This window comes from Blastococcus sp. CT_GayMR20, from assembly GCF_004570345.1.
The window spans coordinates 17,807-44,534 of the sequence record NZ_SPQM01000013.1 but is presented as its reverse complement, the minus strand read 5'-3'; the positions used below and the strand labels follow the sequence as shown (position 1 = coordinate 44,534).

Here is a 26,728-nt window from a genome sequence, read left to right as displayed (position 1 = left end):
GGTCCCGACCGTAGGCGGCGGCACCGGAACGTGCTGGTCGAGGGCCTATGTCGCGTCGGGGTCGAACGGCGGCGGGGTCGCGTGGTCGCGGGGGCGCGACACCGGCGTGGCGGCGGCCGCGGGGCGCACCACCGGCTTGTCGTCCTCGTCGTCAGCCAGCAGCTGGCTGCGGATGAACGTCTTCGGGTGGTACTTGCGCAGGTCCAGGTCGCGCAGCTCGGGCAGGTCGTCGCCGAAGGACTCGTTCACCTGCTGCCGGACGCCGGTGATCGCCGAGCGCACCCGCTTGAGCCCGGTCGCGGCGTCCTTGGCCAGCCCCGGCAGCCGCTCGGGGCCGAAGATGAAGAGCGCGGCGAGGGCCAGGACGATGATCTCCGGCCAGCCGATCGAGTCGAACACCGCCGCTCCCGTCGTCCCGGACCGCCCGCTGCGGTCCCCCTCAGTATGGCCCCGTCCCGGGCACCGCCCTGAGCGTGCGAAGGGTGGGGAGGACGGGGTCCTCTGTCAGGCGCGGTCGAGCGTCGCCCGGAACTCCTGCGAGCTGCCGCTGCGGACCACCTCGACGGTGATCGTGTCCCCGGGGTCGTGGGCGTCGACGGCGACGACGAGCTCCTCGGAGCTGCCGACGGGCTCGCCCTCGACCGCGATGACGACGTCCTCCTCCTCGAGGCCCGCGGCGGCGGCCGCGCTGCCCGGCTCCACGTTGAGCACGAGGGCGCCGTCGCGGGTGCCGTCGGTGACCGAGCGGGTGTTCACACCGAGGGAGGCGTGCACCGCCTCGCCGGTGGAGATGAGCTGCTCGGAGATGTCGCGGACGGTGTCCATCGGGATGGCGAAGCCGAGACCCACGCTGCCGCCGCCCACCGAGGCGATCGCGGTGTTGATGCCGATCACGGCGCCGCTGGCGTCGACGAGCGCGCCGCCGGAGTTGCCCGGGTTGATCGGGGCGTCGGTCTGCACAGCGCTGATCACCGCGTTGGTGTCGCTGCCCTCGCCGGCCAGCCGCACCGGCCGGTCGAGTGCGCTGACGATGCCGCTCGTCACCGTGCCCGCCAGGCCGAGGGGCGAGCCGATGGCGACCACGGGGTCGCCGACGACGACGTCCTCGGAATCGCCGAGCGCGGCGGGCACGAGGCCCGGCTTCTCCACCTTGAGGACGGCGATGTCGCTGGCCGGGTCGCGACCGACGATGCGGGCCGCCGAGCCGCTGCCGTCGAAGAACACCGCCCGGATCTCGGCCCCGTCGACGTCGTCGGCGCCGGAGACCACGTGGTTGTTGGTGACGATGTAGCCCTGGTCGGCGTCGATGACGACGCCCGAGCCGGTCGCCCCGGCCTGCCCCACGCGGACCTCGATGGAGACGACGGCCGGGGTCACGCTCTCGGCGATGTCGGACACCGAACCCGGTTCCCGCGAGACGCCGGGGTCGACCTCCGGCAACTGCATGCCGGGCGAGAGGAGCGGCGTCTCGTCGTTGGTCTTCGTCAGGTACCAGCCGGCGCCGCCACCGATGGCGGCGACCAGCAGGACCGCCACCAGGCCGAGCACCCAGAGCCGGACCGAGAGGTCGCGCAGCCGGAGCTTCTTCCGCCCCTTCGGGTCGACGACGATCGGACCCGGCTGGGTCTCCTCGTCGTACACCGCGGGCGCTCCGAGGCCGGCGGGCGCGTACGGGTCACGCCACGGGTCGCTCCGCGCGTCGGGCTTCCACCACGGTCCGGTGGCGGTGCGCCGCCGTCCCGGGCGCCCGCCGGGCGGTTCCTGCAGGCCGCGCTGCCCGGTGCCGGCCGGACCGAAGGCCCGCAGCAGCGCCTCTGCCGGGGGCGGCGGGGTCGGCCGCGGGGGCGCGGTCGGCCGGCCGTCGGCGAACGGACCGTCGACCGTCGCCGGGCGCCCGAAGGCCGCCTGCTGGCCCGGGGAAGGGAGGGACGCCGTCACCGGACGCGGACCGAGCCGGGGGACGTCGTCGAACGCGCCCGCCCCTGCGGGCCGGGCGAAGGCCCCGTCGGAGGGCGACCCCGCGCCGTCCGGACCCGGCTCGTGTCCGTCGGAGGTGCTCAGGGGGTCCCGCCCTGGCCGGGAGTCGCGGAGCGGGTGCCGACGGAGAGCGTGCGGACCACCGGCGGGACGACCTCGGTGTGCCGGTCGGGCGAGGAGTCGGCGACCGGCGTGGCCGGGGGCCGCGTGGTGCCGGGGACGTGGTCGGCCGGGAGGTTGAGCGCCAGCGCCGTGACCCCGGCGCCGAGGCCGATGAGCGTGCCCGCGAGGCCACGGCGGAGCCAGCGGGCGTGATCGGGCCGCTGCGGCCGCTCCTGCGGCTGGAGGTCCACTGACCAGGAGCCCGAGGAGCCGGTCACGGTCAGCCCGCCGGGACCGGCAGCCAGCGTGCCTCCGCCGGAGCCCGGCACGTCGGTGGTGAAGGGGATGGCGCACAGCCGCGACATGAGGTCACCGGGGACGGCGACGTCGCGGGACTCGTGCAGCGCCTCCTTGGCCTCGCGCTGGGCCTCCACCGCGAGCCGGCACTGGACGCAGCCGGCCAGGTGGCGGGCGGCGCGGGTGGCGGGGCCGGCGGCCAGCTCGCCGTCCACGAGCGCCGCGATGGCCTCCTGCGCGAGGTGGCTCTCGGGAATGCTCATGCCGGGGCTCCCCCGGCTTCCGCCGGACGACGGGGTGCGAGGTGGGCGAGGGCCTGGCGCAGCTGGACGCGGCCGCGGTGGATCCGGCTGCGGACCGTCCCGAGCTTGATGCCCAGGGTCGCCGCGATCTCCTCGTAGGTCAGACCCTCGATGTCGCAGAGGACGACGGCCACGCGGAACTCCGGCGAGAGCGCGTCGAGGGCCGCCTGAACCTGCGGGTCGAGGTGGGTGTCGGCGTAGACCTGCTCGGGGCTGGGCGACGCGCCGGGCAGCCGCTCGGTGTCCTCGGGCAGCGCGTCGAAGCGGATCCGCTGACGGCGCCGGACCATGTCGAGGAACAGGTTGGTCGTGATGCGGTGCAGCCAGCCCTCGAAGGTGCCGGGCGAGAAGTCCGCGAGCGAGCGGAAGACCCGGACGAAGGTCTCCTGGGTCAGGTCCTCGGCGTCCTGCGGGTTGCCCGAGAGCCGGTAGGCCAGCCGGTACACCCGTGCGGAGTGGTCGCGCACGACCTGCTCCCACGTCGGGGCCACCCAGGCCACCTCGGGCGCCGGGGCCTCGGGTCGGACGACGGGCTCGGACACCCCCTCAGGATCGCAGACGCGGGCGCCCTCGGTCCCCCCGGCGTCGACCGGGCGGACGGAGGCAGCGGGCTTGAGGCGCACGAACTGATCAACGGCCGGTGGCGGCACCCGTGTTCCCGGGCACACCCGTTCGCAGCAAACCCACAGGTTCACCGGTTCGGCAGGCGCGGCCACTACCCTCGCCCGGTGACGAGCGCCCGGCAACCGCCGCCCGGTGGTGGCTCTGCAGAGGGCGCCGCGTACGCCGACCGGTTCGCCGTCGAGAGCCCCGAGATGGAGGCGGCGAGGGCCCGTGCCGCGATCCTGGCCGGGTCCCCACCCGTGCAGCCGGCCGTCGGCGCCACCCTCGCCCTGCTCGCGGCCGGCGTCGAGGCCCGCTCCGTGGTGTCGATCGGCAGCGGCGGCGGCCTCGCGGGGCTGTGGCTGATGCGCGGGATGCGGACCGACGGCGTGCTGACGGCCCTGGACGGCGACCCGGAGCAGCTGCGGGCCACCCGCAAGGCGTTCGCCGATGCGGGGGTCGCTCCCAGCCGCGCGCGGATGATCTTCGGCACCCCGGCCGAGGTGCTCCCCCGGCTGTCCCCGGGCGCCTACGACATGGTGGTCTGCGACGGCCCGCCGCGTGAGTACTCCGGCCACCTGGGCGCACTGAGGGACCTGGTCCGGGTGGGCGGCACGCTGACCTGCCACGGCCTGCTGGACGGCGGCCGCATCGCCGACCGCACCGCCCGCGCTCCGCAGACCGTCGCCTGGCGCGAGATCGCGCGGACGATCCGCGAGGACGAGACGCTGCTGTCGGCGGTGCTGCCGATCGGCACCGGTCTGCTCGTCGCCACCAAGCGCGCCTAGAACGGGTGCTCGGCGACGGGCTCCCAGGGCCCGCCGAGGTAGCGCCACACCCCGAGACCGCGGGCCCCGACCCTGTACGGCGCGAAGTCCGCGGACAGCCGGTCGTGCAGGGCACGGGCGACCGCGGGATCCACCTTGTTCTGCACCGTGACGTGCGGGACGTGCCGCTGCCGGTCCTGGGGGGTCAGCCACGGCTCCCACGCAGCGGCCAGGCCGTCACGGAGGTCGACGAGCTCCGCCGACCGCAGGGTGTAGGCCACTCCGCGGCCGAGGAACCGGAGCCCGGTGACCTCGAGGTCGAACGGCTTCCGGTCGGCGGCCGCCCGCAGGCCGGCGGACACCTCGTCGAGGTGCTCCCCCGGCAGGGCGTGGAACAGCGTCAGGTGCGCGGCGAGGTGGTTGCGCTCCGGCGGGAAGTGCTCGGCGCGCAGCCGGTCGAACTCCCGCTGCGCGTCGTCGTCCAGCAGCAGGGTCACCACCAACGCCTGCGACGGCCCCGTCGCAGGGGCCCGCCGCGAGCTTGCGAGCGGTGGGGGGCGACGGGGTCCTCTTTCAGACGATCGCGCGGGCACCCTTGCCCAGCACGGTCACGCCGCCCTCGCTGACGTGGTAGTGCTGCTTGTCGGCGGCGGTGTCGACCCCGATGCGGGCCCACGGGGGCACGACGACGTTCTTGTCCAGGATCGCCCGGCGCACATAGGCGCCCTCGCCGATGTACACGCCGTCCATCAGCACGCTGTCCTCGACCCGCGCGCCGCGCTCGACGCGCACGCCGGGTGAGACCACGCAGTTGTGCAGCGAGCCGCCGCCGATGATCGCGCCGGCGCTGACCATGGACTCCTCCGCGCGGCCGCCGAGGACGAACTTCGCCGGCGGCAGCTGCGGCGGCAGGGTGAAGATCGGCCACCGGTCGTTGTAGAGGTTGAACACCGGCGTGACCGAGACCAGGTCCATGTGCGCGTCGAAGTAGGCGTCGATGGTCCCGACGTCGCGCCAGTAGCCGTGGTCGCGCTCGGAGGCGCCCGGGACGATGTTGGTGGAGAAGTCGTAGACCCACGCGTCACCGGCGTCGGCGAGCATCGGCATGATCGAGCCGCCCATGTCGTGGACCGAGTCCTCGTCCTCGGCATCGGTGCGCAGTGCCTCGAGCAGCGCGTCGGTGGTGAAGACGTAGTTGCCCATGGAGGCGAAGCTCTCCTCGGGCGAGTCCGGCAGACCCGGCGGCTCCGCCGGCTTCTCCAGGAATCCGCGCACCTTGCCCTCGGCGGTGGAGTCGATGACGCCGAACTCCGTCGCGTCCTTCCGCGGCACGCGCAGGCCGGCGATCGTGACCCCGGCACCGGTCTGCAGGTGCTGGTCCACCATCTGACCCGGATCCATGCGGTAGACGTGGTCGGCGCCGAAGACGACCACGATCTCCGGACGCTCGTCGTAGATCAGGTTGAGGCTCTGGAAGATCGCGTCCGCGCTGCCGGTGTACCACCGCGGGCCGAGCCGCTGCTGCGCCGGCACCGGCGTGATGTAGTTGCCCAGCAGCTGCGACATCCGCCAGGTCTGCGTGATGTGCCGGTCCAGGCTGTGGCTCTTGTACTGCGTGAGGACGGCGATCTGCCGGATCTCGGCGTTCACCAGGTTCGACAGCACGAAGTCGATGAGCCGGTAGTTCCCGCCGAACGGCACCGCCGGCTTGGCGCGGTCCGCCGTCAGGGGGGACAGGCGCTTGCCCTCGCCGCCCGCCAGGACGATGCCGAGAACCCGAGGACCGCCACGCATGTTCCGCAACGTAGCTGTTGCGCCGGGGGTTCGCCCGACCTACCTGCACGAAGCCGCCCCCTAGGGTGACGCCGTGCGCATCGGCATCGTGACGCGGGAGTGGCCGCCGGACGTCTACGGCGGCGCGGGAGTACACATCGAGCACCTGGTGGCGGCCCTGCGGTCGCTGCCGTCAGGCCCGGAGATCGACGTGCACTGCTTCGGCGGACCGCGCCCGGACGCGACGGCCCACGCCGTCCCGGCCGGCCTGCGGGAGGCCAACGGAGCGTTGCAGGCGGTCGGGGTCGACGTCGAGATCGCCGCGGCGCTCGGCGGTGCCGACCTGCTGCACACCCACACCTGGTACGCCAACGGCGCCGGGCTGCTCGGCTCGCTGGTGCACGGCGTGCCGCACGTGGTGACGGCGCACTCGCTGGAGCCGCGCCGACCGTGGAAGGCCGACCAGCTGGGCGGCGGCTACCGCCTGTCCTCGTGGATCGAGCGCACCTCCTACCTGGGCGCCGACGCCGTCATCGCGGTCAGTCACGGCATGAAGGACGACGTCCTCGACGCCTACCCCGACCTCGACCCCGCCCGCGTGCACGTCGTGGGCAACGGCGTGGACGCCGAGGCGTACCGGCCGGTCGAGGCACCGGACGTGGTGCGCGCCCAGGGCGTGGACCCCGACCGCCCGTACGCGCTCTTCGTCGGCCGGATCACGCGGCAGAAGGGAGTGATGCACCTCCTGCGCGCGGCCGACCAGCTGCCCGAGGAGTACGGGCTGGTGCTGTGCGCCGGAGCCGCCGACACCCCCGGCGAGCGCCAGCAGGTCGCCGACGCCGTCGAGGAGCTGCAGCGCCGTCGCAGCGGCGTGGTCTGGATCGAGGCCATGCTGCCGCGCGACCAGCTGGTGCCGCTGATCACCGGCGCCACGGTCTTCGTCGTCCCCTCGGTCTACGAGCCGCTCGGCATCGTGAACCTCGAGGCGGCGGCCTGTGGGACGGCCGTCGTCGCCAGCGCCGTGGGTGGCATCCCCGAGGTGGTCGCCGACGGCCGCACCGGCCTGCTCGTGCCGTACGACCCGGCCGACGAGGCCGGCTTCGAGAGCGGTCTCGCGGCCCGCATGAGCGAGCTGCTCGCCGACCCCGGCCGCGCCGCCGCGATGGGCGCGGCAGGGCGGGAGCGGGTGCTGGCGGAGTTCGGCTGGCCGGCGATCGCCCAGCAGACGGTGGAGGTCTACTCCGCCGTCCTCGCCGCACGGGCCTGAGCCGGGCGCTGGTACCTTTCCCCCGCCGGCCCGTGTGCCGGTGACGCAACGGCCGCGAAGTCCGGTGCAATCCCGGCGCTGTCCCGCAACTGTGATGGCCACCCGCGTGGCCTGAGCCAGATCGCCTGCCCTGCGTCTTGTCACCGACCCTCGCGGTAAGGGTCGCGCATCGAGCGTCGGGCAGCTCATGGGCGACGCTGCCGCCTCCACCGGAGGCCCGCTGTGCCCAGTTCCCTCTCCCGGACGCGGACGACGTCCCGGGACGCGCGGCGGCTGACGCCCCCCGCGCTGCTCGCTCTCCTCCTCGCGCTGCCCGTCGCCCTGACGGGCTGCGGCAGCGACGCCGACGCAGGGTCCGGCGCCACTGCCGAGACCTCCGGCAGGAGCTTTCCCGTGACCGTCACCGGCGCGGACGGCGACCTGACGATCGAGGAGCGGCCGGAGGCCATCGTGTCGCTGTCGGCCACCAGCACCGAGATGCTCTTCGCCATCGGCGCGGGCGACCAGGTGACCGCCGTCGACGACACCTCGAACTACCCGGACGACGCCCCGGTCACCGACCTGTCGGCGTTCACCCCCAACGCCGAGGCGATCGCGGGCTACGAGCCCGACCTGGTCATCCTCAGCAACGACCTCAACGGCATCGTCGACTCCCTGGACGCGCTCGCCGTGCCCACGCTGCTGCTCGAGGCGGCCACCACCGTCGACGACACCTACGCTCAGCTCGAGGTGCTCGGGGACGCGACCGGCCACGTCGAGGAGGCCGACGAGGTGATCGCCGACGTGCAGGACCGCATCGCGACCGCAGTGGCCTCGGTCGCCGACGTCGAGGGCATGCGGGTCTACCACGAGCTCGACCCGAGTTTCTTCTCCGCCGACAGCACCACGTTCATCGGCAGCATCTACGCCCTGTTCGGGCTGGAGAACATCGCCGACGGCGCCGACGCGTCCGCCGGTGGCTATCCGCAGCTGTCCGCGGAGTACGTCGTCGGCCAGGCCCCGGACCTGATCGTGCTGGCCGACACCAGGTGCTGCGAGCAGTCCGCCGAGACCGTGGCCCAGCGGCCCGCGTTCGACACGGTGCCGGCGGTGAAGGAGGGCCGCATCCTCGAGGGGGACGACGACGTCGCATCCCGCTGGGGTCCGCGCATCGCCGAGTTCGCCGAGTCCGTCGCCGAGACGCTGCAGGGCTGAGGAACACGATGACGGCGACGGCGGGCAGCGGCACCCGCTCCGGGCAACCGTCGGCGGCGCACCCGCGCCGCCGACGGCCCGGGGTGGTGCTGGCCGGCGCCGGGCTGACGCTCGTCGCGGCCCTGCTCGCCGGGGTCTGGGTGGGTGCGCTCCCCCTGGCACCCGGCGCCGTCGTCGCCACCCTGCTCGACCGCCTGCTGGGGCCGCTGGGCATCGACGTGCCCGGCGGCCTCAGCGGCACCGAGGAGGCGGTGCTGCTGCAGCTGCGGCTGCCCCGTGTCCTGCTCGCCGCCCTCATCGGCGCCGGTCTCGCCATCGCCGGAGCGGCCTACCAGGGCGTGTTCCGGAACCCGCTGGCCGACCCCTACCTGCTCGGGGCCGCCGCCGGCGCGGGACTCGGCGCCACGCTCGCGATCGCCTACTCCCCCGTGCAGTCGATCGGCCCCGTCGGGATCGTGCCGCTGGCCGCGTTCGCCGGCGCCCTGGTGGGCGTCGGCAGCGCCCTGGCCCTCGGCACGCTGGCCGGCGGCTCGCACAGCCCCACCCTGCTGCTCGCCGGGATCGCCGTCGCCGCATTCCTGGCCGCCGCCCAGACCCTGGTCCAGCAGCAGAACACCGACGACCTGCGCGAGATCTACGGCTGGCTGCTCGGCCAGCTCGGCAAGGCCCAGTGGTCCGACGTCCTCGTCGTCCTCCCCTACCTCGGCGCGGCCTGCGTCGTGCTGCTGCTGTGCGGCCGCGCCCTGGACGTGCTCGCCGTCGGCGACGACGAGGCGTCCTCCCTGGGTGTGCACCCCGGCCGGCTGCGGCTGATGGTCATCGTCGCCGCCTCGCTGGCGACCGCCTGCGCGGTGGCGGTCAGCGGGCTCATCGGCTTCGTCGGCCTGGTCGTGCCGCACATCGCCCGCCGGTTCGTCGGCGGCGCGAACGCGCGGGTGCTGCCGGTGTCGCTGCTGATCGGTGGCGCCTTCCTGGTCCTCACCGACATCGTCGCGCGCGTGGTGCTGGCCCCGGCCGAGCTGCCGATCGGCGTCGTCACGGCCTTCGTCGGCGCCCCGTTCTTCGCGGGCCTGTTGTGGGTGGGGGCCCGGCGATGAGGAGCCGGCCGGCCCGCGACGCCGCTCCCCGTCGCGACGGCGGCGCCCGCCTCGAGGTCGTCGGGCTGACCGCGGGGTACGGCCGCACGCGCGTGCTGGACGCCGTCCGGCTGACCGTCGAGCCCGGCGGCTGGCTGGCGATCATCGGCCCCAACGGCTCGGGCAAGTCCACGCTGCTGCGCTCGGTCCTCGGGTTCCACCGGCACGAGGGCATCGTCCGCATCGACGGCCTCCCCACGACCGGGATGCACCGCCGCGACCGGGCCCGCTGCCTCGCCTACGCCCCGCAGACGCCGGTGCTGCCGGAGGGCGTGACCACCCGCGACTACGTCGGCCTCGGCCGGACGCCGCACCGCCCGCTCCTGGCCGCCCCGCGCGGGGTGGACCGGCAGATCGTCGAGGACGTGATGACCCGCCTCGAGCTCGACCTGCTGGCCGAGCGGCCGCTGGCGACGCTGTCCGGTGGCGAGCAGCAGCGCGCCGTCCTCGCGCGGGCGCTGGCGCAGCAGCCGCGGGTGCTGCTGCTCGACGAGCCGACGGCCGCGCTCGACCTCGGGCACGCCCAGCAGGTCCTGGACCTCGTCGACCGGCTCCGCCGCCAGGACGGGCTCACGGTGCTCAGCACGCTGCACGACCTGACGCTGGCCGGCCAGTACGCCGACCGGCTGGCGCTGCTGTCCCAGGGCCGGGTGGTCGCCGAGGGCGCGCCGCACGACGTCCTCACCGCCGCGGTGCTGCACACCCACTACGGGGCGCGGGCCGAGGTCGTCCACGGGCCGTCGGGGCCCGCCGTCCTCCCGGTGCGCGCGGCGAACTAGCGCGCGACGCGGAACCGCACCGTGTCCCCCGGCCGCAGCTGGGCCGCGGCCGGCAGGTCCGCCGAGGTCACGACGGCCAGCACCGGATAGCCGCCGGTGACCGGGTGGTCGGCCAGGAAGAGCACTGGCGAACCGTCCGGGGGCACCTGGACGGCGCCCGGCACCAGCCCCTCGCTCGGCAGCTCGTCGTCCCGGCTGCGCGCCAGCCGGGGTCCGGACAGCCGCAGTCCCACCCGGTTGCTGTCGGCGGTGACGGCCCAGTCGCGGCTGACCAGGACGTCCCACGCGGCGGGCTGCAGCCAGTCCCGCCGGGGGCCGGGCAGCACGGAGAGCACGGGTCGTCCGGACGGCGGGCGGACCGCCGCCACGTCGACCGACGGCTCGTCCCCCGCCAGCGTGCCGACCGGCAGCCGGTCACCGGCGCGCAGCGGAGCGGGGCCGAGCCCCGAGAGCGTGTCGGTGCTGCGGGAACCGAGCACCGGCGGGACGTCGACGCCGCCGCGGACCGCGAGGTAGGAGCGGAGCCCCACCGGGGGCGTCCCCAGCTCGAGAACCTGCCCCGCGCCCACCGTCAGCGGCGCGTCGAACGGGGCGGGGCGGCCGCCGAGCGACACGGCGGCGGGTGCCCCGGTGACGGCGACGAGGAGCGTCCGCTCGGCCCGCACCCGCAGCCCGCCCGCGGTCACCTCGAGGACGGCGGCCCGGGCGTCGTTGCCGACGAGCCGGTTGGCCAGGCCGGCGGAGGCCTGGTCGGCCGCGCCGGACGTGGTCACGCCGATCCCGGCCCAGCCGCGGCGGCCGCGGTCCTGCACCGTGGCGAGGGGACCGCTCGCCAGGACCGTGAGCACTCAGCCCACCTCCCGGAGCCGCACCCGGGTGCCGGGGACCAGCAGCGCGGGTGGGTCGCGGTCGACGTCGAACAGGACGGCGTCGGTCCGGCCGACGAGCTGCCAGCCGCCGGGCGACGCACGCGGATAGGCGCCCGCGAACGGACCCGCCAGGCCGACCGAGCCGGCCGGCACGCGGGTGCGCGGCGTGGACCGGCGCGGCACGTGCAGCTCCTGCGGCAGACCGGTCAGGTAGCCGAAGCCGGGGGCGAACCCGCCGAAGGCGACGGTGAACTCGATCGCGGTCAGGGCGGCGACGAGGTCCGGCACGGGCCGGCCCACCAGGTCGGCGACCTCGGCGAGGTCCGGCCCGTCGAAGACCACCGTCAGCTCGACCCGGTCGACGGCTGCGTCGTCGCCCGGGTCCTGCGGGGAGAGCCGGCGCAGGGCGGCGAGGTCGAGATCGGTGGGCCGGCGGTCGAGGACGACGAGGACCGTGCGCGCCGCGGGGACCAGGTCGCACTGCCCGGGCAGCGGTGACCGCTCGAGCGCGGCGCGGACCGCGGCCACCGCCGCGAGATCGTCCAGCTCGACGAGCAGCGCGCGGTCCCCGTACGGCAGCACCCGGTCCACCCGCACATGATCTCCGGTCCTGACAGGTATTCCGTCGGCCGCGGCCGGACAATCGGGTGTGACCATCGCCGGCCGCTTCGAGGCCGCGCTCGACGACGTCCACGAGCCCGATCTCGCCGGGCCCGAGTTGCTGCCCGTCCGCCTCTCCCGTGCGTGTGCACGGATGCTGCGGGTGGACGGCGCCGGGCTGAGCCTGCTCGACGCCTCGCAGCAGCGCATCCCCCTCGGGGCCAGCTCGGTCGAGGCCGAGATCGCCGAGCGGCTGCAGTTCACCGTGGGCGCCGGCCCGTGCATGGCAGCCGCCGACACCCGTCAGCCCGTCTTCGCCGTCGAGGAGGACCTGCGGCGCCGGTGGCCGGTGTTCAGCGACCTCCTCTTCGGGGCCACGAGGTACCGCGCCGTCGTCGCCCTGCCGCTGCAGCCGGCGCTCACCGGTTTCGGCGCGCTCGACCTGTTCTTCGAGCGCGCCGACGACGTGCCCGAGCTCGACGTCTTCGAGGCCCTCGCCGTGGGCGAGCTGGTGACCTCGGCGCTGAGCGACGCCGCGGTCTGGTCGTCGTGGTCGGCCGCGGACGGCCCGGACTGGCTGCACGGTCCCGCACCGCTGCGGCGGGCGGCGGTCTGGGAGGCGATGGGCAAGCTGGGCGTGGACCTCGAGATCGGCGCACCCGCCGCCCTCGCCCTGCTGCGGTCGCGCGCCTACGGGTCCGGCCAGTCGGTGGACGACGTGGCCGCGGACCTGCTGTCCGGCCGGCTGCGCGCCGCGGACCTCACGGGCGCCCCGGACTCCGCCGACTGAGCCGTCAGCCGGCGAAGGGCCGCAGGGCGAGTCCGGCGTCGGCGAGCGCCGTCCGCACCGCCCGGGCGATGTCCACCGCACCGGGGGTGTCCCCGTGCACGCAGACGGACTGGACCGGCATCAGCAAGCGGGTGCCGTCCACCGCGACCACGATGCCGTCCGCGGCCATCCGCACCGACCGCTCGGCGATCTCGGCCGGGTCGTCCACGAGGGCACCCGGCCGGTTGCGCGGCACCAGCGTCCCGGCCGCGGTGTAGCCACGGTCGGCGAACCCCTCCGCCACCGGGCGCATCCCCGCCGCCTCGGCCTCGCGCAGCAACGCAGACCCGGGCAGGCCGAGCACCGGCAGCCGGCGGTCGTAGGCGAGGACGGCGTCGACGACCGCCTGGGCGTGCCCTTCGTGCGCGACCACGGCGTTGTAGAGCGCGCCGTGCGGCTTCACGTAGGACACCCGGGTGCCGGCGACGCGGGCCATGCCGTCCAGGGCGGCGAGCTGGTACAGGACGTCGTCGGTGAGCTCGGCCGGGTCGACGTCGAGGAACCGGCGACCGAAGCCGGCCAGGTCCCGGTAGGACACCTGCGCGCCCACGGTCACTCCGCGCGCGGCGGCCCGGGCACAGACGCGGCGCATCGTGGCGGGGTCCCCGGCGTGGAATCCGCACGCGACGTTCGCGCTGGTCACGACGTCGATCAGGGCGTCGTCGTCGGTCAGGCGCCAGACGCCGAAGCCCTCGCCGAGGTCGGCGTTGAGATCCATCCTGCGCTCAGGCGATGTGCTCACCGGCGCAGTCTGACACCGCCGTGATCACCCGGATCGACGTGTCATCGTGGCGACATGTCGACAATCAGTGCTCTGGAAGACACGCTCCGTATGGGATCGTTGGCTTCGGCAGTACGGTCGACGGAGGGAGACGACGCCTGTGCCCACCTCACTGGTCGCCGCTCCCGCACTCCTGGAAGCGCTTCCGGACGTCGTCGTGGTCGTGGACCGGGACGGCCGCATCATCTACGCCAACCCGGCGCTGCGCTCCCTGCTCGGGCAGGAACCCGCCGAGATGCGGGGACGCCCGCTGACCGTGCTCCTCCCCGAGCGGCTGCGCGACGCCTACGCCGCGGGGTTCGCCCGGATCCTCGGCGAGAGGTCCGAGCTGTCGGGCCCCCGGACGAGCCAGATCCCGGTGCTGCACACCGACGGGTCCGAGGTGACGGTCGAGATCACGCTCTCCCGGCTCGACGACCCGGGCGACGGGAACGGCACGGTCGTCGGCGGCGCGATGGTCGGCGTCCTGCGCGACGTCAGCACCTCGGTCCGGCTGGAGCGTCAACTCGACGTGGCCCGCCACCTGAACGCCACCCTCCGTGTCACGACGGCACTGACCGATGCCCCCGACGCCGACGTCGCCTTCGAGCGGCTGCTCCCCACGCTGTGCGCGGAACTGGACTGGGACGCGGCCACCCTCTGGGAGCCGGAAGCCTGCGGGGGCCGGCTCGGGCACACCAGCACCTGGACGTCGCCGGGCCGCACCGTCCCGGCCCTGCAGGAGGACACGCGGATCCGTACGTTCGTCCGGGGCGAAGGACTTCCCGGTCTCGTCTGGAAGACCCACGAGCCGGTCGTCGTCGAGGACCTGTGGCGGGACGGGCGCTTCCTCCGCCGCGCAGCCGCCCGGGGCGACGGGCTGCGCACGGCGGTCGCGTTCCCCATCCTGCGCGGGAACACCCTGCTCGGCGTCTGCGAGCTCTACTCCCGCGAGGCGCGCTCGGTGCCGCCCGAACTGCTCGGCGTCCTCGCCAGTGCCGGCCGCCAGATCGGCCAGTTCCTCGCCCGGTTGCGCGCCGAGTCCCAGCTGCGGGAGCTGGCCGACACCCTGCAGCGGAGCCTGTTGCCGGCGCACCTGCCCGACATCCCCGGCGTGCAGCTGGCCGCCCGGTACCGCGCGGGGGCCGACGGCGTCTTCGTCGGCGGTGACACCTACGACGTCCTGCCGCTGCCCGGAGACCGGTGGATGGTGCTGATCGCCGACGTCTGCGGAACCGGCGCGGAGGCCGCCGCGATCACCTCGCTCACGCGGCACACCGCCCGCGCCTGCGCACTCACCGGCGCCGGTCCGGCCGACGTCCTTGCCGCGGTCAACACCGCGCTGCTGCACGAGCAGCAGACGGGAGGGCCGCTGCGCTTCGTCACGGCCTGCTGCCTGGTCATCGAGCCGCACGCCGCCGGGGTGCACGCCCGGGTCAGCGTGGCCGGGCACCCGCTGCCCCTGCTGCGCTGCGCCGACGGAAGCGTGACCGAGGTCGGCACGCCAGGGCAGCCCCTCGGCATCGACGCCGGCGCCCGCTCCGGGGACCTGCGCGTCGAGCTGTCGGCCGGCTCGACCCTCGTCCTCTACACCGACGGCGTCACCGAGGCCCGAGACGACACCGGCGCGCAGTTCGGGGAGGACGCGCTGCTGCGGGTCGTGGGTGGTCCCGACTGCCTGACCGCGGGCGGGGCCGTCGCGGCCGTGCACGACGCGGTCGCGTCCCATCTGCGCGGTTCACGGCACGGAGCCGACGACCTCGCGGTGCTGGCGCTCCGCTGTTGACAGAGGATCCCCTTGCCGCCCACCACTCGCAGGCTCGCGGCGGGCCCCTGCACGGGGGCCTATCCGGTCTGGCCGGTGTCGGCGTGGGCCACCCCGACCGGCTTGGACTCCGGCGAACCCCGCTGACGCAGGTAGACGGAGAAGACGGCCATCGAGCCGACCGCCAGCATCTCCGACTGCCAGTTCTGGAAGGACCGGTTCCAGAAGTCGGCCTCCCCGAGGTAGCCGAGATAGCCCACGGCGTCCTGCCGCTGACCGAGCTGCTCGCTGTTGAAGGCGGCCCAGCCGGCCACGGACGAGGCCGCCCAGGTGAGCAGGAAGAGCGCGCCCATGAGCAGGCCGAGGGAGCGGGAGAACAGCGCCGTCCGCCAGCCTCCGGTGCGGGCCCACTCCGGCGAGTCCTCGGTCGCGTGGCGGCCGATCCGCTGCTCCTTGTCGGACTCGGTGCCCTCCTGGCCCGGCTTCTTCGACTCCGACGAGCCGCGCTGGACCAGCCACACCGTGGCGAAGATGTAGAGGAAGAACTGCAGGTACTCCGACTGCCAGTTCTCCATGACGTCGACGCCGAAGGAGGACGAGGTCACGTACTCCCCGAGCGACACCGGCTCCAGCCCCTCGGCGATCTGCTGGGCGTTGTAGTCGGCCACGCCGGAGAGCGCCTGCCCCACGAGTGCGATCAGGAAGGCCGCGCCGAACGCCAGGCTCAGGGCGTTCGCGCGCAGGAAGCCGTAGCGGGGAGCTGTCATCGGCCCATCAACCCCAGGGCAAGGACGTAGGCGATGCCGAGCAGGATCACGACCAGGTAGCCGGCGAACACGGCGCGGACGCCTCTCATGACCCCTCCACCTCGCAGTCGTAGGGCGCGTCGCCCCGGGCCTGGCAGGCCGCCGCGACCACCCGCCACCCCGCACTGGTCTCGGTCAGGAAGACGGTGTCCCCGTCGAAGCGGACCTGCGCCTCACCGCCCCAGATCTCCACCGCGATCACCTCGCCACCGTCGAGCGACAACTGCTCGACCGCCTCCGTGCACGACCCGTCCTTCTCCATCGCCGCGAGCGTCTTCGGGGCCAGCAGGTCGCAGCGGGTCTCGGGATCGGCGGCCGGGTCCTCGAACGTCGTCGCCACGTCCTCGACCGTCGGCTGCTGCGCAGCGGAACAGCCCGTCAGCAGGACGACGGCGCCACCGGCGGCGATCGCGAGCGCGCGACGCCGGCCTGTCGTCGGAGCAGCGCTGGTCACAGCGGCCTCCTGTCGGGGAGGAAGGGCACGCCCTTCGGCCTGCACCGGGGACCTACCCGACCCGGATCACAGGGCAAACGATCTTCACCCGGAAGGCCGACAGCCGCCGGTTACCGTGGCGGCGTGGCACGGGTAGCGGTCGTCGGCGCCGGACTGGGCGGCCTCGCCGCGGCGGCCCGGCTCTCGGCGGCCGGTCACCGGGTCACCGTCCTCGAGCAGGCCGAGCACGTGGGCGGGAAGCTCGGCTGGTACGCCCGGGACGGTCACGCCTTCGACACCGGCCCCAGCCTGGTCACGCTCCCGCAGGTCTACCGCGACCTCTTCGCGGCCACCGGCGGAAGGCTGGAGGAAGCCGTCGACCTCGTGCGACTGGACCCCGCTGTGGCGTACCGGTTCGCCGACGGCACGCGGCTCGCCGTCCCGGGGACTCCCGACGCGATCCCGGCGGCGCTGGACGGCACGCTCGGTGCGGGCGCCGGCACCCAGTGGACCGCCCTGCTGGAGCGGGCGGCCCGGATGTGGCGGATCAGCGAGCAACCTTTCCTCCGAACCCCCCTCGACGGCGCGGCGACCCTGGCCCGGCTGGCCCGCCGTCCGGCGGACGTGGCGGCCATCGCCCCCTGGCAGACGCTGCGCGGCCTCGGCACGGCCTACCTGCAGGACCCGCGCCTGCGCGCCCTGCTCGACCGCTACGCCACCTACTCCGGATCGGATCCACGGCGGGCGCCGGCGGTGCTCGCGACGGTGCCGTACGTGGAGCAGGCGTTCGGTTCCTGGTACGTGCGCGGCGGGCTGCACCGGCTCGGACTCGCCGTGACGGAGCGCGCGGTCGAGCGCGGCGCGGTCGTGCGCACCGGCTGCGCGGTGCGCCGGGTGCTCGTCGAGGGCGGCCGGGCGAGCGGGGTCGAGCTGGCGGACGGCGAGCGGGTGGCCGCCGACGTGGTCGTGTCGGCGGTCGACGCCGCCGCGCTCTACGCCGACCTGCTGCCCGGTGATCCGCGGACGCGGCGGGCCCGCCGCGACCTGGACCGGGCGACGCCCTCGCTGTCCGGCTTCGTGCTCCTGCTGGCACTGCGCGGCCGGACGCCCGGGCTCGCCCACCACACGGTGCTGTTCCCCGACGACTACGACGCGGAGTTCGACGCCGTCTTCGGCACCGGCCCGTCCGCCGGCGCGCCCCGTCCGGTGGCCGACCCGACCGTCTACGTGAGCGCGCCCGACGACCCGGCGCTGCGACCGGACGGCGACAGCGAGTCGTGGTTCGTGCTGGTCAACGCCCCGCGGCACGACCCGGCCGGCGGCGTCGACTGGGACGCGCCGGGGCTGGCCGACCGCTACGCGTCGGACCTCCTCGACGTGCTGGCCCGGCGCGGCCTGGACGTGCGCGACCGCGTGCGCTGGCGCGTCGTCCGCACGCCGGCAGACCTCGAGCGCGACACCGGCAGCGTCGGCGGCTCCATCTACGGGACGTCCAGCAACGGCACCCGCGCGGCCTTCCTCCGCCCGGCGAACGCCTCCCCCGTCCCGGGATTGTTCCTCGTCGGCGGCTCGTCGCATCCCGGCGGCGGGCTTCCGCTGGTCGGCCTCTCCGCCGAGATCGTCGCGAGGCTCGTCGGACCCGCCTGAGCTCGAGCCGCTCTCCTCAGCCGGGACGGGTCGCGAGCACGGTGACCACCGGCGCACCCGGAGCGAGGGCCCGGGGCGGTGCGGGGCGCAGGCCGGCGTCCGTCAGCTGCGTGACGAGGGTGTCGGCGTCCGAGAGCTCCATCCGCCCCTCCTGGGCCCGCAGCAGCAGGTCGAAGTGCCGGCTGAACAGCTGCGGCGTCGCCACGGTCGTCACCACCAGCAGCACCCCGCCGGGGGTCAGCAGACCGGCCACGGTGCGGAGCAGGGCGACGCGCTCCGCCATCGGCACGTAGTAGATGACGTTGGCGAGCACGGCCACGTCGAACGGCTGCTCGAGCGGACCGGTGCGTCCGTCGCGGATGTCGGCCTGCACCACCTGCGACCGGGCCGCCAGTCCCTGCCCGGCCAGCGTCCGCTCGGCCAGCGCCACGGCACCGGCGTCCAGGTCGACGCCGACGCCGACGGCGTCCGGAGCGGCCGCCAGCATGGCGGCCAGCTGCAGCCCGGAGCCGCAGCCGACGTCGAGCACCCGGCTCGGCCGCCGCCCCGCGACCACGCGGGTGAGCTCGTCGAGGACGAAGGGCTCGAAGCCCGCCGAGATGCGGGCGATGAGCGCACCCTGCTCGGCGACGTCCCGCCGTCCCGGGCCGCCGGCCAGCAGGGGGCCGATCTCCCGGTACAGCGCGGTGTGGAAGCCGGGGAAGGCCTCGTAGGCGGCGCGCACCAGGTCGTCGCCGACGACCGCCCGCCCGCGCGCGGTCAGGCGCCACGGACCGTCGGTCCCGCCGTCGACGAACCCCGCCGCCGCCACGACACGCACGAACGCCCCGAGCAGCGCGGTGTCGGCGACGCCCATGCGCCGGGCCAGCTCGGCGGTCGGCGCAGGGCCCTCGGCGAGGACGTCGAGCAGTCCGGTGCCCACCGCGGCCCCCGCGAGGTGCAGCCGGATGGCCGCCGTCCCCTCCCGGTTCGCCCGCACGCGGGCCCGGAGATCACCTGCGCGGACGAGGGTCCACAGCGCCCTCGCGCTGATCAACTGGGACATGCCGGAACACTGTGGCGTCTCGGCGGCCCCGATGCCAGGGTCTTCGGGGTGCGCACCGATCCCCCGGACTCCGGCCCCGAGCTCGTCCAGCTGACCGCCTTCCTCGACTACCAGCGCGAGACGATGCTGCTGAAGACCGACGGGTTGACCGGCGAGCAGCTCGCCCGGCCGCTGCCGCCCGCCTCGCTCACCCTGGCCGGCCTGCTCAACCACCTCGCGAAGGTCGAGGACACCTGGTTCCGGGTCCGGTTCGCCGGGCTGCCGGAGGCGGCGTGGCGGGCGGATGCCGCCGGCCCCGCCGAACCCGACTGGGACTTCGACACCGCCACGTCGGTGGCCCCGGAGGAATTGCGCGAGCGCTACCGGACGGCGTGCGCCGCCAGCCGGGAGATCGTCGCGCGGTCTCCCGACCTCGACCGGCTGTCGGCCCGACCCCGGCGCGACGGGCCGCACGTCGACCTGCGCTGGATCCTCATCCACATGATCGAGGAGACCGCGCGGCACGCCGGGCACGCCGACCTCCTCCGCGAGGCGATCGACGGCGTCGTCGGGGAGTGATCAGCGGGGATCGGTGGCCAGTACCGACATGAGCAGCGCGTCGTACCGGACGCCGTCCCACAGCAGGGCCTCCCGGCGCCGGCCCTCGAGCCGGAAGCCGCACTTCTCGTAGACCCGCTGCGCTCGCGGGTTGTGCGCGTAGACCTCCAGCTCGACGCGGTGCAGCCGCACCGTGCCGAAGGCGTGGTCGAGCACCAGCCGGGTCATCTCGGTGCCGTACCCGCGCCCGTACACGTGCGGGCCGGCCAGCCCGATGCGGAAGCCGACCGACTCGTTGGCCGGGTCCAGGTCGTTGAGCACGACCTCGCCGACGAACTCCCCCGACCCGACGGCCGTCGCGGCCCAGTCGGCCCGGTCGTGCTGGTCGCCGCGCGACCGCAGCCACGTCTCGGTCTGCTCGTGGGTGAACTCGGCGTGGGTGCCGGTCAGCCGCCGTCCCTCGGGGTCCTGGAGCGTCCGCCAGTACGCGGGCAGGACGGCGGGACCCAGCGGCTCCAGGCGGACCAGCTCCCCGGCGAGCACGGGCTGGTCCCGGAACGCGTCGGCGGCGACCATCAGTCGAGCACGGTCTCCGGCGGGTCCACCGGCGCGCCCGCCTCCAGCCAGCGCAGCAGCGTCCGCGCCCCGAAGCCGGTGCCGCCCTTGACCACCTCGGCGTCGTCGGCGCCGGCGCGAGCCGGGCCGGCGACGTCCAGGTGCGCCCAGGGCAGATCGCCGGCGAACGGCTCCAGGAACAGGGCGGCCGTCGAGCCGCCGGGGTTGCCGGGCGCGTTGTTGGCGTCGGCGGTGGCGCTGTCCAGGAGGTCGCGGTGCTCCTCCAGCAGCGGCATGCGCCACAGCTGCTCACCCGCGCGCACGCCCGCGGTGCCCAGCGCCATGGCCAGCCCGTCGGTGGTGGCGAACAGGCCGGCGGTCCGCGTTCCCAGGGCCACCTTCATCGCGCCGGTGAGCGTCGCGACGTCGACCAGCACGGTCGCACCCAGCTCCAGCCGGGCGTAGGCCAGCCCGTCGGCGAGCACCATCCGGCCCTCCGCGTCGGTGTTCAGCACCTCGGTGGTCCGGCCCCCGACGTGCCGGACGACGTCCGCCGGCCGGTACGAGGACCCGGAGACGGCGTTCTCGGCGGCCGGGACCACGGCGGTGACCGTGACCGGCAGGCCCAGCCGGGCCGCGGCATCGACCGCCGCGAGCACCGCGGCCCCACCGGCCATGTCGGTCTTCATCTCCCGCATGCCCGCGTTCGGCTTGATCGAGATGCCGCCGGTGTCGAACGTGATCCCCTTGCCGACGAGCACGGGGTGCGCCGGCCCGGCGCCAGGCGGGCGGTAGGTCGCGACGACGACACGCGGGGGCGTGGCCGAGCCGCCGCCGACCGCCAGCACGCCCCCGAAGCCCCCGGCGACGAGCTCGTCCGGGCCGAGGACCGCGACGGTGACGTGCGGGAGCCCGGACAGCCGCTCGACCGCCTGGTCCGCCAGCCACGCCGGGTTCTTGACGTTGCTGGGGGTGTTGATCAGGTCGCGGGCCCAGGAGACGGCCGCCGCGGAGATCTCCCCCGCCCGGCCGGCCGCGCTCACCACCGGGTCTTCCGCGTCGGCGGCCACCACGGTGATCGTGTCGAGCCGTGCGGGATGGGGCGTGGACGTGTCCCGGAAGCGGTAGCCGGCCAGCAGGGCGGCCTCGACGGCGGCGCGCACCTCCTCCGATCCCGCGGGGGCGGCGGGGCCGTCGACCGGCAGCACCAGCCGCCGTGCGCCGTGCTCGGCCAGCGTCTGCCCCCGGCGGACCGCGGTCGCGACGTACGTGCGCAGGTCGGGGAGCGTGGCCTCGCCGACGCCGACCGCTGCGACACTGCGCGGCCGCCGGCCGGCGATCGGCACGGCCGTCAGCGTGCCCGCCCGGCCCTTGTTGCCCGTGTCGGCCAGCGCCCCGCGCAGCAGCTCGGGACTCACCGGCGGGGCGGACGAGGCGTCGAGCCAGGACGGGAGCCCGCCGCCGGATCCCACGGGCACGGCCAGGACGTCGTCCGGCCCGAGCGGGGGCAGGGAGTCCACGACCTCGACCCGCGGCAACGGCGCGGCCCCGGTCGCCGGCGTGCTGCCGGCGGCCGGGGCCGTGTCGTGCGCGGGGCTGCCCGGAGGCAGGCTCGCGGGGGTGTTCAGCTGGTCGCGCCCTTCAGTGCCTCCGACAGCGCTGCCGCCTCGTCGGGCGACAGCTCGACGACCAGGCGACCGCCTCCCTCGAGCGGTACGCGCATGACCAGGCCTCGCCCCTCCTTGGTGACCTCGAGGGGACCTTCACCCGTGCGCGGCTTCATGGCCGCCATGCGTGCCTCCTTCGCCGGCCGCACCCCGCCTGCCGAGGCAGGAGGCGATGCAGCGTCCGTCGATGCTGTGCTCTGCGACCAATGATCCCGTATGACCGGCTGAGGTCCAACATCAGCCCCTCGCAGGCTCGGAACGCCGGTGTGCTCGGAAGCAGTCGGCCACGTGGTCGTCGACCATGCCGGTGGCCTGCATCAGCGCGTACGCGGTGGTCGGGCCGACGAAGACGAAGCCCCGGAGCTTCAGCTCCTTGGCCATCGCCACCGACTCCGGGCTGGTCGCCGGCACGTCGGCGAGCGTGGCCGGCCGGGGCCGCGGACCGCTGGGCGCGAAGGACCACAGGAGCGCCGACAACCCCTCGGGGAGCTGCTGGGCGGCCCGGGCGTTGCGGACGGCGGCAGCGATCTTGGCCCGGTTGCGGACGATGCCCGCGTCGGCCATCAGCCGCTCCTCGTCGTCCGGACCGAAGTCCGCGACGGCGTCGATCTCGAACCCGGCGAACGCCTCCCGGAAGGCGCGGCGCTTGCGCAGGATGGTGATCCAGGAGAGCCCGGACTGGAACGCCTCGAGGCAGAGCCGTTCGAAGAGGGCGTCGTCCCCGTGGAGGGGAGTGCCCCACTCGTCGTCGTGGTACTCCGCGTACTCCGGCGCACTGTTCGCCCAGCCGCACCGCGGCCTGTCCTCGTCCACGGCGGCGACGCTAGCGGCCGCCGGGGACAGAACCGTCAGGCCAGCGGCGAGCGCACGAATCCGGTGACGAGGTCCTTGAGGTAGAGGTCCCGGGCCCGGTTGGTGTCGACGGACACGAGGGCCTGCGAGGTCGTGACGAGCACCTGGTCGGCCGTGATCGCCGTGAGCCGGCCGTACTCCGAGGGGTCGACCGAGCCGATCGGCCCGGCGGTGGCGCGCCCGTCGGCGTCGGAGGTCACGAGCAGGAGCGGCCCCGCGATCCCGCCGCCCAGGTCCCGCCGGTAGTGGTCGGTGTGCCCGTTCGTGTCGCCCGCCAGCTGCCCGGAGGACGTGGCGAAGAAGGCGTACCGACCGGTCGGGTCCAGTTCGACCTGGTGCTCCCAGACCGTCAGCTGACCGCTGCCGAGCGCGAGCACGCTCCCGGTGGCCGTGTCGAGGCGGTAGGCGAGGCCGGCGCTGCTGGTGGCGCCCGGAGTGGCGGTCGCGATCCGCGCGGTGGTCACCAGCGCGACGTAGCGGCCGTCGTCGCTGATCGCGACGTCCCCGGCGTCACGGAACACGCCGAACGGGGTGGCGCCGGCACCCTGGCCGACCGTGGAGACGAGCAGGAGGTCACCTGCGCCTGCGCCGGACAGCGTCTTGCGGTAGAGCAGCACGGTGCCGCTGCCCGACGTCACCGGGAACAGCGCGAACCGGCCGTCGGGCGTCACCGCCAGCGCCGGGCCCGTGGCCGCGCCGCCGATGTTGCCGCCGGCAGTCGTGGTCGAGACCCGCGTGACCGCGCCGGTGGAGATGCGCTTGGCGAAGAGGTCCACCACGGCGTTCGTGTCGCTTGCGACGAGGTCGGTCCGCGCCGAGTAGAAGAGCACCAGGTCGCCGTCGGCGGAGAGCGCGACCGGCGGGCTGGTCGAGTACACCGACCCGCCGGTCTGCAGTACGGCGCCGGCCGTGGTCGCGTTCGTGCCGCCGCCGGCCGGCACACTGACCAGGCTCCACACGCGGGCGGCGGTGTCGAACCGGTAGACGTCGGCCAGCCCGTTCGTGTCGCCGGGGACGAGCGCGGCGGTGGTGGCCAGGGCCAGCGCGCCCCCGTTCGCGCTGATCACCGGCGCGCTGGTGTTGGTCGGGTCGGTGGCACCCGTGGCGCCGGCGGACAGCGGGGCGATGCGGGTGGCCGTGCCGGCCGTCCGGTCGACCAGGTACAGCTCGTAGGCGGTGTTGGTGTCGGCCGCCTCCAGACGCGCCCGCGTGCCGACGACGACGTAGCGGCCGTCCTCGCTCACCGCGAGCCCGCCGCTCTCCCCGGCCCCGGAGGCCGGCATCGGCGGCGACGCAGGGATCACAACCACCACGTCCGAGGGCACCGAGACGTGCCCGCCGGCGTCCACGGCGACGACCGTGAACCGGTAGGTGGTCCCGTTGACCAGGTCGGGGACCGCCACCTGGGTGGTCGGTGCCGGGACGGAGGCGACGGTGCTCCCGTCCTGGGCGAGCACCCGGTAGGAGACGACGTCGGGGTCGGCGGGCGCGGTCCAGGCGAGGAGGGCCCGCCGGTCGCCGGCCGTCGCCGTGACCCCGGTCGGCGCCGCGGGCGCCATGTCGCGCGGGGTGGCTGCGGAGCCGCCGGACGGCGCCGAGCGGTTGCCGTGGGTGTCGACCGCCACGAGGGCGTACGTGTAGGCGACGTCGTTGGTCAGGCCGGTGTCGGTGTAGCCGGTCCCGGTGACCGTCGCGATCTCGACGCCGCCCCGCAGCACCCGGTAGCCGGCCAGGTCCGGCTCGCCGTTCGCCGTCCAGGACAGGGTCACGCGGTTCTCGCCCGCGGTGGCCACCAGGCCGGTGGGGACGGCGGGCGGGGTGAGGTCGGTCGGCGTCGCCGGCACCGGCGCCGACGGCGCCGAGCGGTTCCCCGCATCGTCGACCGCGACCAGCGTGTAGGTGTAGGTGACGTCGTTGGTCAGCCCGGTGTCCACGTAGGTCCGAGCGGTGAGGGTGGCGATCTCGACGCCGTCGCGCAGCACCCGGTAGGTCGCGAAGTCCGGCTCGTTGTTCTTGGCCCAGGAGAGGCTCACCTGGCCGTCGCCCCGGGTGGCCAGCAGTCCGGTCGGCACGTCCGGTGGCGTGACGTCCGCGGCCGCCGTGGCCGACGTCGACGGCGCCGAGCGGTTCCCGTGGCCGTCCACGGCGACGAGGGAGTACGAGCGGGGTGCACCGTTGGCCTGCGTGTCGGTGTAGGTGGTGGTCCCCGTGACGGTGTCGATCTCCACGCCGTCGCGGAGGACCCGGTAGGAGGCGAGGTCCGGCTCCACGTTCGCCGTCCAGTCCAGGACCGACTTGCCGTTGACCCGGGTCACGACCAGGCCCGCGGGGGTCGCGGGCGCCGTCAGGTCCGTGGGTGTCGCGGAGACCGGCCCCGACTCCAGGGACCGGTTGCCCGAGCTGTCGACCGCGGCGAGCCGGTAGCCGTAGGTGGTGTCGTTGACCACGCCGGAGTCGACCCAGGTGGTGCCGGTGACGGCGGCGACCTCGGACCCGTTCCGCAGCACGCGGTAGGTCGCGAGGTCCGCCTCGGGGTTCGCCGTCCAGGTCAGCGTCACCCGGCCGTCGCCGCGGAGCGCGGCCAGACCGGTCGGCGCCCCCGGCGGGACGACGTCCGCCGGGGTCGCCGGCACGGCCGACGCGGGCAGGGACCGGTTGCCGTGGCCGTCGACGGCGACCAGCGTGTAGCTGTAGGTCGTGCCGTTGGCCAGGCCGCTGTCGACGTACCCGGGACCGGTCACCGTGGCCACCTCGACCCCGTCGCGCAGCACCCGGTAGCTCGCCAGGTCCGGCTCGGTGTTCGCGGCCCAGGACAGGGTGACCTGGCGGTCGTCGGGCGCGGCGGCCAGCCCGGTCGGCACCGCGGGCGCCCCGAGGTCGGTGGGTGTCGCGAAGACCGGGGACGACGAGAGCGAGTGGTTGCCGTGGGTGTCGACGGCGGCCAGCGTGTAGCGGTACGTCGTGTCGTTGGCGACCGCGAGATCGGCGTGGGCGGTGACCCCGCTGAGCACGGCGATCTCGGCGCCGTCGCGCAGCAGCCGGTAGCTCGCCAGGTCGGCTTCGGGGCTGGCCGACCACGAGAGGTCCACGCGGCCGTCACCCCGGACGGCGACCAGCCCTGCGGGCGCGCCGGGCGGGGTGAGGTCCGTCGGGGTGACGGGTACGGGGGCCGACTGCGCGGACCGGTTCCCGTGGGTGTCGACGGCGGCCAGCGTGTAGCTGTACGTGGTGTCGTTGGTCAGCCCGCTGTCGAGGTGGTCGGTGTCGGTGACGGTGGCGATCTCCACGCCGTCGCGGAGGACCCGGTAGGAGGCGAGGTCCGGCTCGCTGTTCGGGTTCCACGCGAGCCCCGCCGTCCCGTCGCCGCGACCGCCGACGATGCCGGTCGGCACGGCGGGGGCGGTCAGGTCGGTCGGGGTGGCCACGGCGGCGGGCGCCGACGGCGCCGACCAGTTGCCCGAGGTGTCGTGGGTCTCGACGGTGAAGCCGTAGGTGACGTCGTTGGTCACCGCGGTGTCGGCGTAGGCGGCAGTGGCCCCCCCGGCGAGGAGTCCGGTGACGGGCGTGCCGTCCCGGAGCACCCGGTAGCCGTCGGCGTCGTAGTCGCCGGTGTTCGCGACCCAGGACAGATCGACCCGGCCGTCGCCGCGCACCGCGGTCACGGCCGTGGGTGCGGCGGGCGGCACGGCGTCGCGCGGGATGCCGGTGACGGGAGTGCTGGCCGTCGACCCCTCGGTGGGCAGGCCGAGGAAGGAGGAGCGGGTGACGACCGTGACGACGTAGCCGCGGCCGTTGACGAGCCCGGGAACCGTCACCGACGTCGTCGTGGGACTGGCGACGAGCTCGCCGTCCAGGTACACCCGGTACCCCGTGACGGTGCCCTCGGCGGCCGCCGTCCAGGTGAGCTCGAGCGCCCGGTCGGCGCCGGTCGCCACGACGTCCGTCGGCGGCACCGGGTTGGTGGAGCTGGCGAGCTCGATCTGCGGCGCCGGCTGCCCGGTGCCGGCCAGGGGGACGGTCGCGAGGACGAGGAAGGACGCGAGAGCGCGGACGATCCACGCCCGTCGTCGGGCGCCTGCGACGTCCGTTCGGGGCACGGTGTCCTTGTCGGCATCCGCCACGGTCCGCTTGAGCTGGACCAGCCACGACGGGTGGCCGGCCGCACC

The 26,728-nt window shown here is 75.0% G+C and carries 26 protein-coding genes and 1 riboswitch; of the genes, 9 read left to right on the top strand and 17 right to left on the bottom strand.

Features of this window, described 5'->3' with window-relative positions; translation table 11 throughout:
• Window positions 1-45 precede the first annotated feature (45 nt).
• The 4 genes from E4P40_RS05615 to sigE all read right to left on the bottom strand — a co-directional run bounded on the left by E4P40_RS05615 (window position 46) and on the right by sigE (window position 3,220).
• Window positions 46-399 carry a twin-arginine translocase TatA/TatE family subunit gene (locus tag E4P40_RS05615; RefSeq protein ID WP_135157910.1) on the bottom strand — a complete coding sequence of 118 codons (354 nt, stop codon included), beginning with the start codon at window positions 397-399 and terminating at the stop codon, window positions 46-48.
• Between the two features lie 105 nt (window positions 400-504).
• Window positions 505-1,938 (bottom strand): trypsin-like peptidase domain-containing protein, encoded by a 1,434-nt coding sequence (locus E4P40_RS05610; protein WP_245160155.1) that lies wholly within the window; start codon window positions 1,936-1,938, stop codon window positions 505-507.
• A 119-nt stretch (window positions 1,939-2,057) separates the two neighbouring features.
• Window positions 2,058-2,639, bottom strand: a complete 582-nt coding sequence (locus E4P40_RS05605) for an anti-sigma factor (protein WP_135157909.1) — start codon at window positions 2,637-2,639, stop codon at window positions 2,058-2,060.
• On the bottom strand, window positions 2,636-3,220 hold the full coding sequence (gene sigE / locus E4P40_RS05600) for an RNA polymerase sigma factor SigE (protein ID WP_135157908.1): 585 nt from the start codon (window positions 3,218-3,220) through the stop codon (window positions 2,636-2,638). Before sigE ends, E4P40_RS05605 begins: the two co-directional genes overlap by 4 nt.
• A 186-nt stretch (window positions 3,221-3,406) precedes the next feature.
• Between sigE and E4P40_RS05595 the strand changes: the two genes are divergently transcribed.
• Window positions 3,407-4,069, top strand: coding sequence for a class I SAM-dependent methyltransferase (locus E4P40_RS05595; RefSeq protein WP_135157907.1), 663 nt, complete (start codon window positions 3,407-3,409; stop codon window positions 4,067-4,069).
• Here E4P40_RS05595 and E4P40_RS05590 read toward each other — a convergent pair.
• Together E4P40_RS05590 and glgC are read right to left on the bottom strand one after the other, a co-directional pair.
• Entirely contained in the window at window positions 4,066-4,545 is a 480-nt protein-coding gene (locus E4P40_RS05590; RefSeq protein ID WP_245160154.1) for a 2'-5' RNA ligase family protein, read from the bottom strand. The genes E4P40_RS05595 and E4P40_RS05590 overlap by 4 nt on opposite strands.
• Window positions 4,546-4,621: 76 nt before the next feature.
• A complete protein-coding gene (glgC, locus tag E4P40_RS05585; RefSeq protein WP_135157905.1) occupies window positions 4,622-5,842 on the bottom strand; it encodes a glucose-1-phosphate adenylyltransferase in 1,221 nt (406 codons plus the stop codon).
• A gap of 73 nt (window positions 5,843-5,915) precedes the next feature.
• Here glgC and glgA point away from each other — a divergent pair, with 73 nt between their 5' ends.
• The 4 genes from glgA to E4P40_RS05565 all read left to right on the top strand — a co-directional run bounded on the left by glgA (window position 5,916) and on the right by E4P40_RS05565 (window position 10,197).
• Window positions 5,916-7,088 (top strand): glycogen synthase, encoded by a 1,173-nt coding sequence (gene glgA / locus E4P40_RS05580; protein ID WP_135157904.1) that lies wholly within the window; start codon window positions 5,916-5,918, stop codon window positions 7,086-7,088.
• A gap of 9 nt (window positions 7,089-7,097) precedes the next feature.
• A riboswitch (cobalamin riboswitch) is annotated at window positions 7,098-7,232 on the top strand.
• Between the two features lie 78 nt (window positions 7,233-7,310).
• Window positions 7,311-8,282, top strand: a complete 972-nt coding sequence (locus E4P40_RS05575; protein WP_209305201.1) for an ABC transporter substrate-binding protein — start codon at window positions 7,311-7,313, stop codon at window positions 8,280-8,282.
• Between the two features lie 8 nt (window positions 8,283-8,290).
• Window positions 8,291-9,379 carry an iron ABC transporter permease gene (locus tag E4P40_RS05570; protein WP_135157903.1) on the top strand — a complete coding sequence of 363 codons (1,089 nt, stop codon included), beginning with the start codon at window positions 8,291-8,293 and terminating at the stop codon, window positions 9,377-9,379.
• Window positions 9,376-10,197, top strand: a complete 822-nt coding sequence (locus tag E4P40_RS05565; protein ID WP_135157902.1) for an ABC transporter ATP-binding protein — start codon at window positions 9,376-9,378, stop codon at window positions 10,195-10,197. The genes E4P40_RS05570 and E4P40_RS05565 overlap by 4 nt, the downstream gene beginning before the upstream one ends.
• Here the strand turns inward: E4P40_RS05565 and E4P40_RS05560 are convergent.
• Window positions 10,194-11,045, bottom strand: a complete 852-nt coding sequence (locus E4P40_RS05560) for a biotin-dependent carboxyltransferase family protein (protein ID WP_135157901.1) — start codon at window positions 11,043-11,045, stop codon at window positions 10,194-10,196. The genes E4P40_RS05565 and E4P40_RS05560 overlap by 4 nt on opposite strands.
• The gene (locus E4P40_RS05555) at window positions 11,046-11,657 is read right to left on the bottom strand and encodes an allophanate hydrolase subunit 1 (protein ID WP_245160153.1); all 612 of its coding nucleotides are present in this window, start codon (window positions 11,655-11,657) and stop codon (window positions 11,046-11,048) included.
• Window positions 11,658-11,715: 58 nt separating this feature from the next.
• Here E4P40_RS05555 and E4P40_RS05550 point away from each other — a divergent pair, with 58 nt between their 5' ends.
• Complete coding sequence (locus E4P40_RS05550; protein WP_245160152.1) at window positions 11,716-12,456, top strand: GAF domain-containing protein; 741 nt, start codon at window positions 11,716-11,718, stop codon at window positions 12,454-12,456.
• A 4-nt stretch (window positions 12,457-12,460) separates the two neighbouring features.
• On the opposite strand, the gene E4P40_RS05545 is transcribed toward E4P40_RS05550, so the two are convergent.
• Window positions 12,461-13,237: a 5-oxoprolinase subunit PxpA gene (locus E4P40_RS05545; RefSeq protein ID WP_245160151.1), complete on the bottom strand. Its 777-nt coding sequence runs from the start codon at window positions 13,235-13,237 to the stop codon at window positions 12,461-12,463.
• Window positions 13,238-13,376: 139 nt separating this feature from the next.
• On the opposite strand from E4P40_RS05545, the gene E4P40_RS05540 reads away from it, so the two are divergent.
• Entirely contained in the window at window positions 13,377-15,041 is a 1,665-nt protein-coding gene (locus E4P40_RS05540; protein WP_135157899.1) for a SpoIIE family protein phosphatase, read from the top strand.
• A 59-nt stretch (window positions 15,042-15,100) separates the two neighbouring features.
• Here the strand turns inward: E4P40_RS05540 and E4P40_RS05535 are convergent, their stop codons facing one another.
• Window positions 15,101-15,787, bottom strand: a complete 687-nt coding sequence (locus E4P40_RS05535) for a DUF6766 family protein (protein ID WP_135157898.1) — start codon at window positions 15,785-15,787, stop codon at window positions 15,101-15,103.
• A gap of 85 nt (window positions 15,788-15,872) precedes the next feature.
• Window positions 15,873-16,280, bottom strand: coding sequence for a hypothetical protein (locus tag E4P40_RS05530; RefSeq protein ID WP_135157897.1), 408 nt, complete (start codon window positions 16,278-16,280; stop codon window positions 15,873-15,875).
• A gap of 123 nt (window positions 16,281-16,403) precedes the next feature.
• On the opposite strand from E4P40_RS05530, the gene crtI reads away from it, so the two are divergent.
• Window positions 16,404-17,906 (top strand): phytoene desaturase family protein, encoded by a 1,503-nt coding sequence (gene crtI / locus E4P40_RS05525; RefSeq protein ID WP_135157896.1) that lies wholly within the window; start codon window positions 16,404-16,406, stop codon window positions 17,904-17,906.
• Between the two features lie 16 nt (window positions 17,907-17,922).
• Here crtI and E4P40_RS05520 read toward each other — a convergent pair whose 3' ends face one another.
• Window positions 17,923-18,951 carry a class I SAM-dependent methyltransferase gene (locus E4P40_RS05520; protein WP_135157895.1) on the bottom strand — a complete coding sequence of 343 codons (1,029 nt, stop codon included), beginning with the start codon at window positions 18,949-18,951 and terminating at the stop codon, window positions 17,923-17,925.
• 48 nt (window positions 18,952-18,999) lie between these two features.
• Between E4P40_RS05520 and E4P40_RS05515 the strand changes: the two genes are divergently transcribed.
• Entirely contained in the window at window positions 19,000-19,509 is a 510-nt protein-coding gene (locus tag E4P40_RS05515) for a DinB family protein (protein ID WP_209305200.1), read from the top strand.
• Here E4P40_RS05515 and E4P40_RS05510 read toward each other — a convergent pair whose 3' ends face one another.
• The 5 genes from E4P40_RS05510 to E4P40_RS29300 all read right to left on the bottom strand — a co-directional run bounded on the left by E4P40_RS05510 (window position 19,510) and on the right by E4P40_RS29300 (window position 26,659).
• The gene (locus E4P40_RS05510) at window positions 19,510-20,064 is read right to left on the bottom strand and encodes a GNAT family protein (RefSeq protein ID WP_135157894.1); all 555 of its coding nucleotides are present in this window, start codon (window positions 20,062-20,064) and stop codon (window positions 19,510-19,512) included.
• Window positions 20,064-21,563: a leucyl aminopeptidase gene (locus E4P40_RS05505; RefSeq protein WP_245160150.1), complete on the bottom strand. Its 1,500-nt coding sequence runs from the start codon at window positions 21,561-21,563 to the stop codon at window positions 20,064-20,066. Before E4P40_RS05505 ends, E4P40_RS05510 begins: the two co-directional genes overlap by 1 nt.
• A gap of 104 nt (window positions 21,564-21,667) precedes the next feature.
• Window positions 21,668-21,835: a DUF3117 domain-containing protein gene (locus E4P40_RS05500; protein WP_012947303.1), complete on the bottom strand. Its 168-nt coding sequence runs from the start codon at window positions 21,833-21,835 to the stop codon at window positions 21,668-21,670.
• A gap of 112 nt (window positions 21,836-21,947) precedes the next feature.
• Window positions 21,948-22,523 carry a DNA-3-methyladenine glycosylase I gene (locus tag E4P40_RS05495; protein WP_209305199.1) on the bottom strand — a complete coding sequence of 192 codons (576 nt, stop codon included), beginning with the start codon at window positions 22,521-22,523 and terminating at the stop codon, window positions 21,948-21,950.
• 35 nt (window positions 22,524-22,558) lie between these two features.
• Entirely contained in the window at window positions 22,559-26,659 is a 4,101-nt protein-coding gene (locus tag E4P40_RS29300; protein ID WP_135157891.1) for a fibronectin type III domain-containing protein, read from the bottom strand.
• Between the last annotated feature and the right edge of the window lie 69 nt (window positions 26,660-26,728).